Consider the following 18,068-nt stretch of genomic DNA (forward strand, 5'->3'; position numbering starts at 1 on the left):
CACAATGAAAACACGAAAATCATCATTATTGCTCATCGAGATGAAACTATTTAATAGTTAGCACAGTAGGGGCTGTGCGCTATGTGAAAAATTCAACTTTTGTCATTGCACACAAAGGAGATAACGATGGAAACTGATTTAGAGCAACAGCAATATGTCAATCCTGCCTCACAAAACCGTGTCGAAGCAATAGAAGCTTCAGAAGCCGGAAAAATTGCAAAATTACCATCTGCTACTAAATCTGATGAACAATTCCAGGAAATTGGCAGAAAAATTTCTGAATTTTTGGCACAGTTGCCCGAAAAAGTAGCTAGGTTTGTTCAAGAATATAAGCTGCCAGTAGTTAGCTTTGTTTTGCTTGTAGTTACAGCTATTACTCTTAGAATAGTGTTGGCACTACTGAATGCTTTGAATGATATTCCACTGGTTACTCCATTTATGGAAATGGTCGGAATTGGTTATACAATTTGGTTTACTTTCCGCTATCTTCTTAAAGCTTCCACTCGGCAAGAATTAGCAGCAGAAATTCGTTTGATTAAAAAGCAAATTTTGGGCAGACAAGAATCAGAAACTTTAAGCTAATACTTATCAGTGATTTTTGACAATCAGCCGATGCAGCGTCTACGCCCATTACTCTACAAATGAAGTCGAGCGATCGCCCTCACCACACCATCATTCCACCTTAAGTACTACTTACCACAAACTAAGTTGATCGGGAGGATGATTTAAATTATCCCAGGGCAAGGGTGGAACTGCTACGCCATTTTGTTCTAATAATTGTTGGAAGTAACGCGCTGTACTAGGCGATCGCTCTTCTATTGGACAATGAACAAAGAAATAAATACGCGTTCCCTGTTGTAACCACTGCTTAATCTGGGTTACCCACTCCTCCATAAAAGGTTGATTAACTGTTAAGTCGGGATGGGAAATAAATCGAATCAAACTAAAAGGTGCTGTAACGCTAAACTGCACTGGTAACTTCGGTTTACGTCGCTCCGATTGCAATTGTGGATCGTCGTCTCCTGTATAGATAGGGCGGGAATCCAGTAACACTCTTCCCACACCTATCTTTTCTAATAGCATTGTCAATTGACTTGCATGGGGTTCCTTAAACCAGTCTCGATGACGAACTTCTAGTGCCAATGATATTTCTGTACGAGGCCAAGCTTCCACAAAGGCAGTAAGATCTTCTATTAACGTCGGTGCATAACTAGGAGGTAACTGTGCAAAAATCGGCCCAAGCCGCTTACCTAAAGGACGCATCACCTCTATAAATTTCAAAGCATCAGGAATATGCGGTTGCAGCAACCCTTGATGGGTAATGTCTCGTGGTAATTTTAAACAAAATTCAAAACCAGCAGGTGTTTCAGTTGCCCAACGGGTTACAGTTTCCTGATTAGGCACAGCGTAGAAAGTAGTGTTGCCTTCAACTGTAGTAAAACGTCTACTGTAAAGCCGAAGAAAATCAGCTGGGCGAGTACTTTGAGGATAAAGCTCACCCATCCAACCTTTATATGCCCAAACAGCGCAACCAATAAAAAAATTCACAGTTATATACTACCGTTGACTGGCGATTTTCCTTTCTAAAACAGCAATCCGTTCTCGTGTATTGGGGTGAGTACTCAAAAATGCCGGTGTAGAAGAACGACTAACTAATTTCCTCAAGAAGGCAGGCATGGCATTAGGATCATAACCAGCCGCCGTTAAATATTGCAATCCTTTGGCATCAGCTCTAAATTCAGCTTCGCGGCTATTTGGTAAATCTACTGCAACTTTATAAGCCACAGCAGCCAATTGGCTACGATTTAAGCCAGCAAGAGAGGCTGCACCCTGAACTAGTTGTGTTTGTCTGAGTCTATTGACTACATCGTCATTACAAATGTGGGCGATCTCGTGAGCTATCACTGATGCCAACTGATCTTCATTATCTGCTGCTCTTATCAATCCAGTGTGGACATAAACATAGCCGCCTGTAGTAGCAAAAGCATTAATGCTTGAGTCTTGAACTACATAAAATTTAAAAGGAATTTGAGAACAATCACTCGCTCTAACTAGTCGTTGTCCGATTCTATCAACAGTCTGGTTAGTAGTAAGCCTATAATTCCTTTCTACCTGCTTATGTATATCGCTACCCAAGGCAACTTTGTCCCTTGTTGACATATTGGAAAATTGAAAATAGCGAATCCCAGGAACAATTAACTCCTGAAATGGAATTGCACTGGCTGGCATAGGAGCAGATAACCCTACACTCACAGCAGTTCCTAATCCAAGTGCTAAAGAAAGAGGTTTTTTTAATGTCTTACGGAAACGAGAATTCATGATAGTCAAGATTAAGGATTTTACAAGTCAGTCAACAAAACGTTATTTTGAATTGAAATTCAATGTGGAAGCTATTTTTATGCGAAGAACAGACAATAAATATTAATTTTTTGCCAATTTACTATTCTTATTCATTGTACCAAAAACTTTTTAACTCTATCAAATTCTTAGCTTTTGACAACTATTTAATTAATATAAACAACTATAAATTTCTTATTACAAAATTAGAAATAAGGGAAATTCAATTCACGATTTTAAGTTATTCTCTTGCTTCACTTATATCAGTTATCTATGCTAATTATATATTCTTTATATTACCCTTAGTTTTAGTTTTAGGGTAAATAGTTGAGGTAGTAAAATCCCCTCTTTCCATGGGTTGAAATTGCTTGAATGAAAGTAAAAAAATATACGTAAATTTTCTATCATTGTAACTTAGAATTATCCTTGCTACTGCTATCTATATAGTAGACATTGAGTAGGCGATCGCTTGTTCCCAAATTTTTACTTCCAGCTTTCTGTCAGAGAACCAATTAAATTGGGTTAGAGTGGTGTTACCCAGTAGCTAACTCCCCTCACAATCTTATTTTGCAACCCTAACTCAGCCAATTTCTCCTCTGGTTGACCAAGATATGTCCAGTGGGGTATGTCATTTTCAACAGTTTGAAACCAGCCATTTTGATATAAAGCCTGTTTTTGTATTAGCGTTGATACTCGTAAATCAATTGCCAATCCCCAAAGGTGTTGGGATGCACCAGGAGGAGCTACAGTAGAAAGAATTTTGGTTTCTTTCCCTTGGCGAATTCTATCTAAAGTTATATTGTTGGCATATTTTCTCCAAAATTTTAGATTCGTGCCAAAAGTACGAGCACAATCACCAGCGCCATAACCAGATTTTAAAGGAATTTCAACTTGTGCTTTTGCCCGATTAAAAGCATCTGCTGCTACCTTTTGTAAATAACACTTATTAGTATTTTTAACTTTCCCCAACGTTAGAGTAGCTTGAAAGGCTTTTGTCTCACTTTCGTTATTAAAAAATACTTTCTCTGGTAGTTTGACTTCCGGATTTTGATTAACAAATATTGCTCCATAAGCACGCAGCAAAATATATTCATAGCTTCCCGATTGTGGAAGTGTAAGCAGCTTATTCTTGACTTCAGCTAGAAAACGCTCACTTTCCGATAAATTCAAATTGGAATTAGGTGCAATATCTGATTTAGGGAAATTAGTACAAAATCTACTGATCTGTCTATTCTTTACTACAGAACCAGCCATCAAACAATCTTGTAATTGTTGGTCATTTCTACTCAAAAGTTGACGAGAATTACCGGTACTCGCCACTAAAGTAAAAGCGATCAAAGCTATGAGAGTATAAAAAACAGTTTTTTTCAAAATAAGTTTCACAACTACCTACAATCATAAATTTATTTTAATTTCAACACTTATTAAATAGGAGCCATTAGCGGTAGGGTGTGTTCCGGCTATGTCAAGGATTTGAGAGTTTAAGAGAATGAGAACCAGCCCTAACGCACCGCATGATTATGGTGCATTACGCGTTGCTTTAACACACCCTACAACTTACCCTCGTTACCAAGTTGAAATTCGGTAACGAGAACTAGAGTATCTGACTCCTCAATTGAAGCTTTAATATCTATTAATAATTTAGTACTTATATCATTTTTAACATACACAAAGAAAATAAGGAAACCATTGGATCGGTTAAAATTGACAGTATATAAAAGCTCGACGTTCCCTAGTTATGACCATGCACAATTCCGTTGAATTCCAAGACGCCTTTGATATCATCGTTGTTGGTGCAGGTCACTCTGGTTGTGAAGCAGCACTGGCTAGCGCCCGTCTTGGTTGTCGTACCTTGCTATTGACACTCAACTTAGATAAAATTGCATGGCAACCTTGTAACCCAGCAGTAGGTGGCCCCGCTAAGTCTCAATTAACCCATGAGGTAGATGCTTTGGGTGGGGAAATAGGTAAAATGGCAGATCGCACCTATCTGCAAAAGCGAATTCTCAACTCTTCAAGAGGCCCTGCGGTTTGGGCATTACGCGCCCAGACTGATAAGCGGGAATACGCAGCAGTAATGAAGAATATCATTGAGAATCAAGAAAATTTGCTGGTTCGTGAAGGCATGGTTACAGATTTAGTCTTGGGTGCTAACGATGAAGTCGTTGGTGTTCAGAGTTACTTTGGTGTGGCGTTCCAGTGCAAAGCTGTTATTCTGACAACTGGCACATTTTTAGGAGGACGGATTTGGGTTGGTAACAAATCGATGTCTGCGGGACGTGCTGGGGAATTTGCTGCTGAGGGTTTAACCCAAACTCTCAATCGTTTGGGCTTTGAAACAGGGCGGCTAAAAACTGGAACTCCGGCACGAGTAGACAAGCGCTCTGTAGACTATAGCAAAATGGAACTTCAGCCAGGAGATACAGAAGTTCGGTGGTTTAGCTTTGACCCCCAAGTGTGGGTAGAGCGAGAACAAATGCCCTGCCATATGACGCGCACTACAGCCGAAACCCATCGCCTGATTCGGGAAAACCTACACCTATCTCCCGTGTATGGTGGTTGGGTGGAAGCCAAAGGCCCCCGTTATTGCCCTAGTATTGAAGATAAGATTGTGCGCTTTGCCGATAAAGAAAGCCACCAAATTTTTATTGAACCAGAAGGCAGAGATATACCGGAGCTTTACATTCAAGGGTTTTCTACAGGATTGCCAGAAAACTTACAACTACAAATGTTGCGGACTCTACCTGGTTTAGAAAATTGTGTGATGTTGCGTCCGGCATACGCAGTTGAGTATGATTATTTGCCTGCAACTCAGTGTTATCCCACACTGATGACTAAGAAAATAGAAGGGCTTTTCTGTGCCGGGCAAATTAACGGTACAACTGGTTACGAAGAAGCCGCCGCTCAAGGCATTGTGGCGGGAGTCAACGCCGTGCAGTTTGTGCGCGGACAATCTCCGATCGTGTTTGCGCGGGAGGAAAGTTATATCGGCACGCTGGTGGACGATTTATGTACGAAAGATTTGCGGGAGCCTTACCGAATGCTCACAAGCCGCTCGGAATATCGTTTACTTCTGCGTTCTGATAATGCCGATCAGCGCCTCACACCCTTAGGACGGGAAATTGGCTTAATAGACGATCGCCGTTGGCAGTTGTTTATCCGCAAGCAGGCGAATATCGCAGCCGAAAAAGAACGGCTACATGGAACACGGATCAAAGAACATGATCAAATTGGTAAAGCGATCGTTCAAGCCACAGGACAAGCCATTAAAGGCTCGATTACCCTTGCCGACTTACTACGGCGTCCGGGATTCCATTACATTAACCTAGAAACGCACGGATTAGGAAATGCCGATCTCGAACGTGCTGAAAAAGAAGGTGCAGAAATCGACATTAAGTATTCTGGCTATCTTGCCAGACAGCAAAACCAAATTGAACAAATTGCTCGTCAGGCAAACCGTCTCTTACCTGCGGATTTAGATTATGCATCAATTGATACTTTGTCTAAAGAAGCGAGGGAAAAACTCACCAAGGTAAAACCGCTTACCATCGGTCAAGCAGCACGTATCGGTGGTGTTAATCCAGCCGACGTCAATGCTCTGCTGATTTATTTAGAATTGCGTAAAACCAAGTCAGATAATGAGTTTCCAGCCTTAGCTATCAAACAATCTTTATAAAGCAAGAGTATAGTAGTAAGGAGTATCTGGAACATCCAGGTATGATTGATGACATAAGTACATACTTAGACATTATCAAAGCTGACCAGATACTTAGTCAAAATTTAAATACTGATAAATCATCAACTCGTCTCGCTGGGATGGGTTTATAGATTTTTGTATTCAAAATCTGCATAAACAGGGGTAATAAATCTCCCCAAAAAGCTAAAACTGGAAATCGCTATGTCTTCAGAAATCAGCACTAACTTGATTATTCCAGAACCAGCTGAGGAATTAATCGCCAGCGAACCTTGGTCGATGGAAACCTATGCTGATGGATTAATTGACGATCTCTTTGCTGAGATAGATACTATTCTAGATGGTAGCAAGAAATTACCTTTACAAAAAGGAAATCCATCTAAGAAGCTTCCTCCATATACTCATGCACAAACAGTGAGTATGCCGCAAATTGCCTTACCAGAATCATCTACCCAAACGGCACAAACAGCTCCCCAATCTCAAAACAATCAATTAAGTACGTTTGTGGTAAATACTTCTCGTGCCGGTAAATTAGTCAGGCAACAACCGCAACAATCACACTACCGGAGTAGATTGCTACAACTGTTAGCAACCTTTGGATTGGCGATCGCTGGCATTGTCTGGATATCAAACTCCAATCTACTTAGCCGTCTAGAATCAAAGTCCTTCCGACAAGCTTTAGAGATATCTCAGCCGCCATTGCAGCCACCGATATATACAAAAGAAGATGTTGCAGCAGATTTTGCTAATTACATATTAGAAGCACTAGCTGCAATAGATAGGCAAGATGGAAGCAACTATCTTTCATCTGCCAATACACTCATCTCAAGAATGACAAGTAATCGTACAACCCTCCCATATGTCAAACCAACTGACAATCTGCCACCCGTCTTGACTGGTAACAATACATCTCCCATTCCTAACCGTTCGACAAGCGTTGTAGAGCGAATATACATTCCCGTTTATCAAGCACCCCTGCCGATGCGCTACGTGCCTTCAGCGACTTCTGGCATTGCCAACACCTTACCACAACTACCCTCTACTGCCAGCACAGCTGAGTCAGCTAAATCTTCCTCTGAGAATACTGGGCATAAACCAGTCAAACCTGCGGATCTTTTAGCAGGTATACAGTCAAAGCTTAAACCTGTAGATGTTAACCCAGCAGCAATACCTGTGCAGCAAGCATCCCAACCAGCAATACCATCTTTACCAAAGTTAGCACCTCCAAAGCTACCTACAGCTACAGCACCGGAGGCAGCATCTGTCATTTCTTCTCCTGCTGGTTCATCACATACTTTAGAGGGATTGTTGGAACTAGGAAACAAATCTGCTGCTTTATTTAAAGTGAGCGGTATTACTCGCCGGGTTGAGATAGGTGAAAGCATCGGCTCTAGTGGTTGGACACTTGTAGATGTCGCTAACGGAGAAGCTATCATCCGCCGCAACGGTGAGGTGCGATCAATTTTTGCAGGGCAGAGTTTTTAACAAAGAAGACAGAAGGACATTCGGCGAGCGCTACTTCGATGAAGCTCAGTACAAGTCAGTCGAGCCGCAGAGGGCAGGAGGGGAAGGCTCCTTTCTGAGCAGATTTAAATGGTTGGCGTTTTGAGTTTAATTATGTCCACTTAACTTAATAGCCAATAGCTAATGGTTCATCGGGTGATGCGGAGAATTTTGTCTCCCCCTTGAGGACAACTTCCTCTACCGTCGCAGTTACTGGTAGTAACGTACAATTCACCATCTAACCCCATCACTACATCTCGGAGTCTTCCGAATTGATTTTGAAAATATACCTCATGTAGTTGCACGCGATCGGGGTTTGCTGAGTCGAAAACAACCCGATGCAGGTGTCTAGAACCAAGAGTACCAATAATTAAGTTTCCTTTCCACTCAGGGATAGCATTTCCAGTATAAATTGCTGCTCCACCTGGAGGTACGGCTTGTTGCCAAGTAAGGGAGGGAATAACCATGCCTTGTTGTGATTCACAACCGTATATAGTAGGCCAACCAAGATTATCACCTGCTTTGGCGACACTCACTTCATCGTGACCAGTTCTTCCTAAATCGCCACTAGGGCCATGATCCGTTACCCATAGTGTAGATTTATTAGGCCAATCAAATCCTTGAGTGTTACGAATTCCTGTAATGAAAACAGGATTATTTGGAAATGGATTATCTTTAGGAACTTGTCCATCTGGTGTCAAGCGCAAAATCTTGCCAGCTAAACTATCAATATTTTGAGAGGATCTGGGATCTTGCTCATCACCAGTACCAATGTAGAGCATTCCATCCGGGCCAAAGCGTAGACGACCGCCATTATGGTAAATGGCAGCAGGTATATCGTCAATAATAATTCGGTCTCGTGATGCCTTAACTCCATCAGTAGATAATCGCCACCGCTCAACTCGATTGACTGGAGATCCATTTTTATCAACTGTATAGTACAGATAGAAAAATCGATTATTGGCAAAGTCTGGATGAGCCGCAATCCCTAACAACCCACCTTCTCCAGAGTCTGTAACTCTAACAGTGTTTACAGGAGCTTGTTGCAGCTTTCCATTTCTTACTAATCGCACCCTACCAGGGCGTTCTGTGACTAGCATATCCCCCCCAGGCAGAAAAGCTATTCCCCAAGGAACTTCTAAACCTGTGACTACTTCCTCAACCCTTACTTTTACCTGTCCTTGGGAACCAAAGCCATCTTTAACATACGTACAGGCTTGAGTTTGGGCAGCTGTTGTTGTATTTGCTGCGGGTGATACTGCTTGATTTTCATTATTAGAGTTGCTCTGTGTTGCTGGTGTAGTGTTACAGGCAACAAGTCCCGTTAAACTTAAACAGACAAACAAATTGATTTTAGACTTTCGTGAATACTTCATGCTTAGATTTGGCAAAATCCTGTAACGATTCTCCGGCTGAGTATATATTTAATATTCAATTTAGTATTCATCTGCGGATGTAAAATCCTCTTTAGGTTTGACAATTAACAGCAGGAATTTTAATTAATTAATAGTTATTGTTCGTTAGTTTAGACTGAGTGCTAAGGTGTATTGTTCCGCAATCATTTTGTGATTTTTTTGATTCTTGATGGCAATAAATAGGACTTGTGTGTTAACGATTAGACTGCAAAGCATCGAGTGCTAAATTTAGCTTGAGGACGTTAACTCCAGGTTCGCCAAAAACACCCAAGAATCTGCCATCTGTATTTTGAGCTATCAAGGATTGAATTTGGGTTGGGCTAATCCTGCGGACAGAGGCAACACGTTGTACCTGTGCCTGTGCTGCATCAACGCTGATGTGAGGATCTAATCCAGAGCCAGATGTATAAACTAAATCAGCAGTGGGTTGAATATTAGCTTTTTGTAGCCGTGTGACTTCCTTTTGAATACGTTCGATAAGTTCGGAATTGCTGGGTGCAAGGTTGCTGGCTCCTGACGTACCTGTGGTAGCAACTTCTGGGCTGGTGCTATAGTCAACAGTGCTAGGGCGACTCCAAAAATAGCGATCGCTATTAAAAGGTTGACCAATTAATCCCGAACCGATGATTGTACCTTGACTATTGGTGATTAAGCTACCGTTAGCCTGGAAAGGTAATGCAATCTGTCCGCAAACTAACATCAACAAAGGATAAATTAATGCTGTTAAGAACCACAGAGCCAAGGTGGAACGAACAGCTTTATTGAGTTGGCGTATCTGATTCATCAGAATTTCTCCGGTTGCAAAATAACTACAAATAAATAGATGCAGACACTCACAGTTACTAGCCCTAAAAGAGCAATGGCGTAAGATGCAGTACGTGATATTTCCTCAGAGGTGGCTGCGTATACGGCTTGTGCCAAAAATACGTTGAGGATAAGTGTGAGGAAGAGAGAAATCGATAAGTTTTTCATGATTGAAACGCACAGAGGCGCGGAATTATGCTAGTCCTATGGCTGCAATCAAAACGTCAATAACTTTGATGGCAATGAAGGGAGCAATGACACCACCCAATCCATAGATAAAAATATTGCGTTGCAAAAGTTGATCTGCTGTGAGTGGGCGAAACTTGACGCCACTTAGTGCTAAGGGAATGAGTGCGGGAATAATCAAGGCGTTGTATATTAGGGCTGATAAAACAGCAGATTGAGCGCTGGCTAAACCCATAATATTGAGGCTGCCAACACCAATACCAGCAAAGATGGCAGGAATGATGGCGAAATACTTAGCGACATCGTTGGCGATGGAAAAGGTAGTCAGTGCGCCACGGGTAATCAGCAGTTGTTTACCAATAGTGACAATATCAATTAACTTGGTAGGATCAGAATCCAGGTCTACCATATTAGCTGCTTCCTTTGCCGCTTGTGTACCAGAATTCATCGCTACGCCGACATTTGCCTGTGCCAATGCCGGAGCATCGTTAGTCCCATCTCCAGTCATTGCTACTAACTTTCCTTGGGCTTGTTCTTTTTGAATTACCTCAATTTTGTCTTCTGGTGTGGCTTCAGCTATAAAATCATCAACTCCTGCTTCTTGGGCAATCACTGATGCAGTAATGCGGTTATCTCCTGTTAACATGATGGTTCTAATTCCCATCCGCCGCATTTGGTCAAACCGTTCTCGAATTCCCGGTTTAATAATGTCTTTGAGATAAATGACACCGTAAATAATTTCGTTTTGACACAGTGCCAGGGGAGTACCACCGAATCTCGAAATTCGTTCAAAAGCGGCATCAAGTTCAGGTGTTAATTGTCCGCTACGCGAACGCACAAATCCTTTGATCGCATCTACTGCACCTTTACGAATTTGCACGCCATCTGGTAAATCAGTGCCACTCATGCGCGTTTTGGCAGAAAATTCAATACCTTCTGCTTGGTTGGGGTTAAAATCTAATTTTGCTCCTAATTTTTCTGCTAGTTTGACGATGGATTTCCCTTCTGGTGTTTCATCAAATACACTCGATGCTAGAGCAACTCTTGCCATCTTTTCCATAGAATGACCGTTCACAGGGATAAATTCCTCTGCCATGCGGTTGCCCAAAGTAATTGTCCCTGTTTTATCTAATACAAGGGTGTTAACATCTCCGCAGGCTTCCACGGCACGTCCGGAAGTGGCAATGACGTTAAACTGAGCAACTCTATCCATACCAGCAATACCGATCGCACTTAATAATCCGCCAATAGTTGTGGGTATAAGTGCTACTAGTAGGGCGATTAATACAGCAATACTGACAGGTGATTTTACGTAGACTGATACTGTGGGTAAAGTTGCAATCACGACCAAAAATACCTGAGTCAGGACTGCCAATAAAACTGTCAGGGCGATTTCATTGGGAGTTTTACTGCGGGAAGCTCCTTCTACTAAGCTAATCATCCGGTCGAGAAAGCCTTGTCCTGGATCAGTTGTAACGCGAATGGTGAGTTCATCGGAGATGATTCGTGTTCCTCCAGTCACGGAACTAGCAATATCTGTCCCCGGTTCTTTTAATACTGGTGCAGATTCTCCTGTGATGGCAGATTCATCTACAGAGGCAATACCTTTAATTACTTCGCCATCGGCGGGGATAATATCACCAGCAATTACCTTAATTTGATCGCCACGTCGTAAGGCTGTAGAACTAACTTCTTGGATGGAACCATCAGCAAGGAGTTTTTTGGCTTTGGCTTCGGATTTTGCCGATCGCAAGGCATCTGCTTGAGCTTTGCCTCGTCCTTCGGCTACGGCTTCGGCAAAGTTAGCAAACAGAACGGTTAAGAACAAAATTAAGGTAATTAGACCATTGAATAGTCTCAGATTATCACCCGGAGTTGGGCCAAATAGATCTGGTGCGATTGTTACTAATGCTGTAATGATTGTGCCTAACCAGACGACAAACATTACCGGATTTTTGAGCATATGGCGCGGGTGCAATTTGATGAATGCTTGTTGAAACGCACGCCTGTAGAGTCCAGATTGTTTGACTTTGGGTGTATGTTTGCGTTCTTGACGTGGTTTAGTAGATCGTGTCATTGGTTATTACTTCAACAAAATTAATTACACATTCTTCAAGCTCTTACCTGATATCCACCCGTAACTTCAATTTTGCCTAACGCACTTATCCACCTCTGGCAATCAGAAAAGCTTCTGCCAAAGGCCCCAAAACAAGTACAGGGAAGAATGTGAGCGCACCAAGAATCAAAATCACGCCACTTGTCACTCCTGTGAACAGTCTAGTATCAGTTCTCAATGTGCCTGAAGTGACAGGAACAGGTTGCTTGCGAGACATACTATCTGCTAGCAGTAGTAGGGCAATAATGGGGATATAACGCCCTGCTAAAATGCTGACACTGGTACTGAGGTTCCACCATAGTGTGTTATCGTTTAATCCTTCAAAACCAGAACCGTTGTTGGCGGCGGCGGAAGCATATTCGTAAACTACCTGCGAAACTCCATGAAAACCAGGGTTAGTAATGCCTGAGAGGGTATCGGGAAAGCCAAAGACTATTGCCCAAGGGATGAGAATAGCAAAGGGGTGAACTAATAAGATGACGCTGGCTAGGATGATTTCTTTTTTCTCTATCTTGCGTCCTAAAAATTCTGGAGTTCTCCCCACCATTAAGCCAGTGAGAAATATTGCCAAGATTAAGTAGATGAACAGGTAAGCTGTACCTGTTCCTTGACCTCCCCAAATGATCTGTAAGAACATATTAAACAGAGTGGCAAAACCCCCGGTTGGCATTAAGGAATCGTGCATTCCATTCACAGCACCACACATGGTTGCTGTAGTCATAACTGCCCATAATGCTGTTTGCGCCCAATCAAATCGCACTTCTTTGCCTTCTAGGTTGGGTTGCTGTCCTCCTAAAAGAGAATTAACAAGGGGATTTCCTTGAAATTCACCTATCGCAGTAATACCTACTAAAAAGACAAAAATGACAAAAACCATCCAAAACACTAGCCATGCTTGTTTACGGTTGTTAGCAAACACGCCGTAGGTATAAATCAATGCCGAGGGAATGGACATCATTGCCCACATTTCTAATAAGTTAGAGAAGCCGTTGGGATTTTCGTAAGGATGGGCTGAGTTAATCCCAAAGAAGCCACCGCCGTTTTCTCCTAATTCTTTGATGATCTCAAAGTGGGCAACTGGGCCACGGGCTATTGCTTGAGTTGCACCCTCTAAAGTAGTAGCTGTTGCTGGGCCTGATAATGTTTCTGGCACACCTGCTAAAATCAACAACAATCCCCCAATTACAGATATAGGTAGCAAAATTCGCGTGATTGACCTAATCAAATCGCTGTAAAAGTTACCTAATGGTCTACCAGTTAAACCACGAATAAAGGCAATACCCACTGCTAAACCAGTTGCTGCCGAGGTAAACATCAAAAAACCCAAGGCGAAGGTTTGACTGGCGTAGCTAAAAGTTGTCTCACCAGAGTAGTGCTGTTGATTAGTGTTGGTGACAAAAGAAATAGTGGTATGTAGTGCCAGATCCCAACTAGGAGCACTTAAATTTGTCGGATTAAGTGGTAGCCATCCCTGAAACATTAGGACGAAATAAACTAAAATCCCCATAACTAGGTTGCTATACATCACTGCTTTGGTATACTGCCAACCTGTCATTTGTTCTTGAGGACGAATACCACTAAAGGCATAAATAACTCTATCTAGGGGATTAATTATTAAATCAAAAAATGTTTCTTCTCCCATGAAAACATGGGCGATATATTTTCCAAGTAAGGGGGTAGTTGCTATGAAGATGAGTAGTGTGATAGCAATTTGTATCCATCCTTGTAACATGAATTAGAAAAGCTCCTGAGCTAGTATTGTTCAACTTTTGGTGAAATACTCTTGTGGAAAATAGTAACTTGGATACCTTTTGTTTAAGGTAACTTTGAGCATAGGAACTAAGGCTGGATTTAAAGCAACAGCCAATATATAATCGCCATTACAAATAATAGGCTCTGCATTTACTAAAATGACTTCGGTATCTCTAACAACACCGATAATTACACATTCATTTGGTAAATTTAAGCTTGTTAATGCTTTGCCACAATGGCAGCTATTACCCCAAATTTTTACACTTATTAAACCTAATGCCATAAACGCATTTTTTTGCTAGTGAGAAGAAATTAATATCTTCTAGTTTGTAACAATTTATATTGTTCATGATTGGATAAACGAAGACAAGCAATAGAAGGATATAAAACAGTGTTTATTTATTTATATCAAGTGTTTAGGATGTTTATGTGATATATATTCAAGCGTTTATTTTGAGATAAACAGATTTTTGAAGATTACTAATCAGGTAAAATACATAAGATATATATGCGTTTTTTAAATTAAAGAATGCTTGACAAGCATTACATTCTAAATGGTTAATTTCAAAGCTAGATTACCTAAGAAAGAATCTCTAGGCAAATTTTGGCTGATCGCTGGTTTATTTATAGTTGTTATCGCTCTGGAGTTCTCTACGCCAACTGAGTACGTGTTTGGATATCTCTACACAGGGCCTATTTTATTGGCAAACTCTTGGCTAGGGAGGCGTGCAACTTTTCACACCACCCTCGCAGCCGTGTTTTTAACCATGTTAAATCTTGTAATACCAGTAGGCGAAGTGATGAAGGCTTCCACAATTGCCAGTAGAGTGATCGCAGCGATGGCGTTGATTGTCACTGGTGTGTTGAGCGATCGCCTGCGACGTTCCCAAGACGCGATCGCCCTCACCCGTGCTAAACTGGCAGCGCAAGAGGAATTATCCAGAGTTCGCGAAGACTTTGCTTCTACTCTCACCCATGATTTGAAAACGCCTCTGTTAGGAGCAATTGAAACTCTCAAAGCTTTTGAGGAAGAAAAATTTGGTGCTGTTGCACCAACACAGCAAAAAGTTTTAGCCACAATGGTACGCAGTCATCAAACTTCCCTACAATTACTAGAAACTTTGTTAGATATCTATCGCAATGATACCGAAGGCTTAAAACTTAACTTAGCTCCTGTAGATTTAACTATCGTGGCAGAGGAAGCCGCAGCTACTCTCAGTAATTTAGCAGCTAACCGTCGTGTTTATCTTTCACTTAACTATGGTGACTCTAATTGGCGGCGATCGCTGTGGGTTCGGGGAGATGCACTACAACTTCAACGAGTTTTTACCAATCTCCTAGTTAATGCTATCAACCATTCCCGGCGTGGTGAGCGTGTTGAAGTGGTGTTAGAACCACAAGATTCCTATCAAGTAGTAAAATTTCTGGATACAGGTGCAGGTATTCAACCCGAACAATTCCGCCATTTATTTAAACGATTTTATCAAGGACATAGCGATCGCCAAGCCAAAGGTTCTGGGTTAGGACTTTACCTATCTCGGCAAATTCTAGAAGCCCACGGCGGTATAATGTGGGCAGAGAATAGAGTACCTGTCGGTGCAATGTTTGCTTTCAAGCTTCCGGCTTACCCATTTCAATCCTCTCTTACCGTGTGAGATGCCATCTACCCCCATCAAAATTCTCCTAGTTGAGGATGATGAACTTTTCCGCTTAGGCTTGCGCGTGCGATTGCAACAAGAAACAGAGTTAGAAATTATTGCTGAAGCCGAAGATGGTGAAACAGCTATTGAGTTAGTTAATCAAAATCCTTTCGATGTAGTGCTGTTAGATGTAGGATTACCAGGAATTGGGGGTATTGAGGCTTGTAAACAAATTAAGCAGCAAAATCCCCACTTACCAGTTCTAGTCTTAACTTCCCATTCCCAAAAAACTTTAATTAAACGGTTAATTGCAGCAGGCGCTCAAGGTTATTGTCTCAAAGGAGTGGCGGCGGAAAAATTGGTGTTAGCACTCCGTTCTGTAGCTGCTGGAGCATCTTGGTGGGATGAAACCGCAACCAAAGAAATTCGTTCTACTTTTGGATCTGATTCTGCCCAACTTGACTCAGAAAATATCTTAAATCCCTCCAATCCACTCACCCAACGCGAACAAGAAATTTTATCATTGTTGGTGGCAGGAAAAACTAACCGAGAAATTGCCCTCGCACTTTACATTACACCTGGAACAGTCCGAGTGCATGTGCATGCGATTTTGCATAAATTGGGAGTAGGCGATCGCCAAAGCGCTGTTGTTGTTGCTTTACAAAAACGTTTCATTAAAAGTGACTCTCTTCTAGAAGAGTAGTAATTTCAAAGTTTTTTTGATGTTGTTTCGCAAAGGCTGAAGTAAACTCAGACTCAAGCTATCATCAAAGGTCTTTACTAGATAGTGTGCTAGTTCATTTTCATACCTCAGATAGAGACAATTACTCAAAATTTCCGCGTAAACTGCACTTGCTAATCTTGCTAGTATTCTTAATAGTTAAACGTAAACATAACTGTACTACCAAAAATAAAATCTGCTAACTTATAATCAAAATGTACTTATGGATAACTCCTCAGCGCGGCAATATTTTTACCAAGAAATCCAGCAGCCTGATGAGTATATTGATTTAGCAAGGGCAGCTTTATATATTGCTCAAGAAGAATACCCCAACCTTGATGTTGAAGAATATCTCAATGCTCTTGATACAATGGCAGCAGAGTTAGAAGAACGATTGCCACCCCAACGCTATCCGCTACGAATAATTCAAAGTATTAATCAGTATATTTACCAAGATTTAAGATTTGCGGGTAATAAAACAGATTACTATGACACCCGTAATAGCTTTTTAAATGATGTGATTGATCGGCGCTTAGGGATTCCTATTTCTTTGGCACTGGTATATATAGAAGTTTCTCGGAGAATTGATTTCCCGATGGTGGGAATAGGAATGCCTGGCCATTTTCTCATTCGTCCTGACATTCCCGAAATGGAGATTTTTGTAGATGCCTTCAATGATGGGGAAATCATGTTTCCCCAAGACTGTCAGGAAAAGCTGGCTCAAATGTATCAGTATCCTGTGTCAATCCAACCAGAATTTCTAGCAGCAGTGACGAAAAGGCAATTTTTGGCAAGAATGCTGACCAATCTCAAATATATTTATTTAAGCCAACAGGAATTGGAAAAAGCTTTAGCAATAGTAGAGAGGATTTTACTGTTGTTTCCTGACTTGGCTTTGGAATTACGCGATCGCGGACTTTTGTGCTACCAGCTCGGACGATTTTCTCAAGCAGCGAACGACTTAGAAACCTACCTAGATATAACTCCAGAAGCCCAAGACGCTTATATTATCAAAAGACTGCTGACTAAACTTGGTAGGTATTGAAGAAAGGCAAATGGCAGAGGGCAGGAGGCAGAAGGAAATTAGGACAAGGATTTGAGGGAGTTAAGGGAGGTGAGGGAGATGAGGAAGTAATAAGAGTAAATTCTTCCCCATCTTCCCTATCTCCCTCATCTCTTCCTCTCCCACTCTTCCCCTGCTCCCTCACAACCCTTGCTGTATCTCTTCTGCCACGAGCTTGAGGCGGCGTAGTTGAGCTTGCATATCTTCTTTTGTCCAACCTTCGGCAAAGGTTTTAAAACCCCAGCTTATGATCGGATTGGGAATCTCAAATTCAAAGCGGTTGAGTAGACGCGTTTTCTTATCTATCGGTTGACATTCCCAGCGATCGCGTCCATGAAAAAAACCCTCAAATTCCCACACTACCAATCCTGGTCGTCTTTCTACAACAGTACTATTTAAAGTAGGTTGGATGAAAGGTACTTGAATGACAAAGCGACTTTTACTGCCAATATCAGTATTCCATTCGCCCACAGGTTCACAACGCAATGCCGGATTCAACCAACGGTGCATCAGAATGGGATCAGTTATACAGTCTTCTACTACCGTTGCTGGAGCATTAATATCAATTGATTGCTCAAAAACTTGCATAGCAGATAATTTACATATTTTGCTCTTATATCTGCACTTTAGACTAACCCAAAATAAGGTTTGTGAAAAAGTCTAGGCAAAAATAGATTTTAATTTATTAGTGTAGCATTTATAACGTTCATAGAAGTAAAAATTTATATTGTAATAAAAAGATATTTTGAGCATTTCTCAGAAAAATGAACTGATAAATAAAAATAAAGAAAAAAACAAACCTCAATATCATTCATTGTGAAATTTACTGGTAAATTA

At 41.4% G+C, this 18,068-nt stretch carries 16 protein-coding genes; 6 read left to right on the forward strand and 10 right to left on the reverse strand.

What is annotated here, in order from left to right; translation table 11 throughout:
- Positions 1-126 precede the first annotated feature (126 nt).
- The gene (locus QUB80_RS13105; RefSeq protein ID WP_289789950.1) at positions 127-582 is read left to right on the forward strand and encodes a CAAD domain-containing protein; all 456 of its coding nucleotides are present in this window, start codon (positions 127-129) and stop codon (positions 580-582) included.
- A 111-nt stretch (positions 583-693) separates the two neighbouring features.
- Here QUB80_RS13105 and QUB80_RS13110 read toward each other — a convergent pair whose 3' ends face one another.
- The 3 genes from QUB80_RS13110 to QUB80_RS13120 all read right to left on the reverse strand — a co-directional run bounded on the left by QUB80_RS13110 (position 694) and on the right by QUB80_RS13120 (position 3,720).
- On the reverse strand, positions 694-1,548 hold the full coding sequence (locus QUB80_RS13110; RefSeq protein ID WP_289789951.1) for a DUF72 domain-containing protein: 855 nt from the start codon (positions 1,546-1,548) through the stop codon (positions 694-696).
- A gap of 9 nt (positions 1,549-1,557) precedes the next feature.
- Positions 1,558-2,319, reverse strand: a complete 762-nt coding sequence (locus QUB80_RS13115) for a M48 family metallopeptidase (protein ID WP_289789952.1) — start codon at positions 2,317-2,319, stop codon at positions 1,558-1,560.
- A gap of 540 nt (positions 2,320-2,859) precedes the next feature.
- The gene (locus tag QUB80_RS13120) at positions 2,860-3,720 is read right to left on the reverse strand and encodes a D-alanyl-D-alanine carboxypeptidase family protein (protein ID WP_289789953.1); all 861 of its coding nucleotides are present in this window, start codon (positions 3,718-3,720) and stop codon (positions 2,860-2,862) included.
- Between the two features lie 355 nt (positions 3,721-4,075).
- On the opposite strand from QUB80_RS13120, the gene mnmG reads away from it, so the two are divergent.
- Together mnmG and QUB80_RS13130 are read left to right on the forward strand one after the other, a co-directional pair.
- Entirely contained in the window at positions 4,076-6,013 is a 1,938-nt protein-coding gene (gene mnmG, locus QUB80_RS13125; protein WP_289789954.1) for a tRNA uridine-5-carboxymethylaminomethyl(34) synthesis enzyme MnmG, read from the forward strand.
- A 222-nt stretch (positions 6,014-6,235) separates the two neighbouring features.
- Positions 6,236-7,516, forward strand: a complete 1,281-nt coding sequence (locus QUB80_RS13130) for a hypothetical protein (RefSeq protein WP_289789955.1) — start codon at positions 6,236-6,238, stop codon at positions 7,514-7,516.
- Positions 7,517-7,683: 167 nt separating this feature from the next.
- On the opposite strand, the gene QUB80_RS13135 is transcribed toward QUB80_RS13130, so the two are convergent.
- From QUB80_RS13135 to QUB80_RS13160, 6 genes are all read right to left on the reverse strand, one after another.
- Positions 7,684-8,910: a PQQ-dependent sugar dehydrogenase gene (locus QUB80_RS13135; RefSeq protein WP_289789956.1), complete on the reverse strand. Its 1,227-nt coding sequence runs from the start codon at positions 8,908-8,910 to the stop codon at positions 7,684-7,686.
- A 232-nt stretch (positions 8,911-9,142) separates the two neighbouring features.
- Positions 9,143-9,733 (reverse strand): K(+)-transporting ATPase subunit C, encoded by a 591-nt coding sequence (gene kdpC / locus QUB80_RS13140; RefSeq protein WP_289789957.1) that lies wholly within the window; start codon positions 9,731-9,733, stop codon positions 9,143-9,145.
- Positions 9,733-9,921, reverse strand: a complete 189-nt coding sequence (locus tag QUB80_RS13145) for a potassium-transporting ATPase subunit F (RefSeq protein WP_289789958.1) — start codon at positions 9,919-9,921, stop codon at positions 9,733-9,735. The genes kdpC and QUB80_RS13145 overlap by 1 nt, the downstream gene beginning before the upstream one ends.
- Before the next feature lie 25 nt (positions 9,922-9,946).
- The gene (kdpB, locus tag QUB80_RS13150; protein WP_289789959.1) at positions 9,947-12,016 is read right to left on the reverse strand and encodes a potassium-transporting ATPase subunit KdpB; all 2,070 of its coding nucleotides are present in this window, start codon (positions 12,014-12,016) and stop codon (positions 9,947-9,949) included.
- A gap of 85 nt (positions 12,017-12,101) precedes the next feature.
- The gene (kdpA, locus tag QUB80_RS13155; RefSeq protein ID WP_289789960.1) at positions 12,102-13,787 is read right to left on the reverse strand and encodes a potassium-transporting ATPase subunit KdpA; all 1,686 of its coding nucleotides are present in this window, start codon (positions 13,785-13,787) and stop codon (positions 12,102-12,104) included.
- Positions 13,788-13,817: 30 nt separating this feature from the next.
- Complete coding sequence (locus QUB80_RS13160) at positions 13,818-14,090, reverse strand: hypothetical protein (RefSeq protein ID WP_289789961.1); 273 nt, start codon at positions 14,088-14,090, stop codon at positions 13,818-13,820.
- Between the two features lie 271 nt (positions 14,091-14,361).
- Between QUB80_RS13160 and QUB80_RS13165 the strand changes: the two genes are divergently transcribed.
- From QUB80_RS13165 to QUB80_RS13175, 3 genes are all read left to right on the forward strand, one after another.
- Entirely contained in the window at positions 14,362-15,462 is a 1,101-nt protein-coding gene (locus tag QUB80_RS13165; protein ID WP_289789962.1) for a sensor histidine kinase, read from the forward strand.
- A 1-nt stretch (position 15,463) separates the two neighbouring features.
- Complete coding sequence (locus QUB80_RS13170; RefSeq protein WP_289789963.1) at positions 15,464-16,150, forward strand: response regulator transcription factor; 687 nt, start codon at positions 15,464-15,466, stop codon at positions 16,148-16,150.
- 241 nt (positions 16,151-16,391) lie between these two features.
- Complete coding sequence (locus QUB80_RS13175; RefSeq protein WP_289789964.1) at positions 16,392-17,213, forward strand: SirB1 family protein; 822 nt, start codon at positions 16,392-16,394, stop codon at positions 17,211-17,213.
- A 159-nt stretch (positions 17,214-17,372) separates the two neighbouring features.
- On the opposite strand, the gene QUB80_RS13180 is transcribed toward QUB80_RS13175, so the two are convergent.
- Positions 17,373-17,819, reverse strand: a complete 447-nt coding sequence (locus QUB80_RS13180; protein WP_289789965.1) for an SRPBCC family protein — start codon at positions 17,817-17,819, stop codon at positions 17,373-17,375.
- Positions 17,820-18,068 lie beyond the last annotated feature (249 nt).

Origin of the sequence: Chlorogloeopsis sp. ULAP01 (assembly GCF_030381805.1) — a bacterium.
Taxonomy (GTDB): Bacteria; Cyanobacteriota; Cyanobacteriia; order Cyanobacteriales; family Nostocaceae; genus Chlorogloeopsis.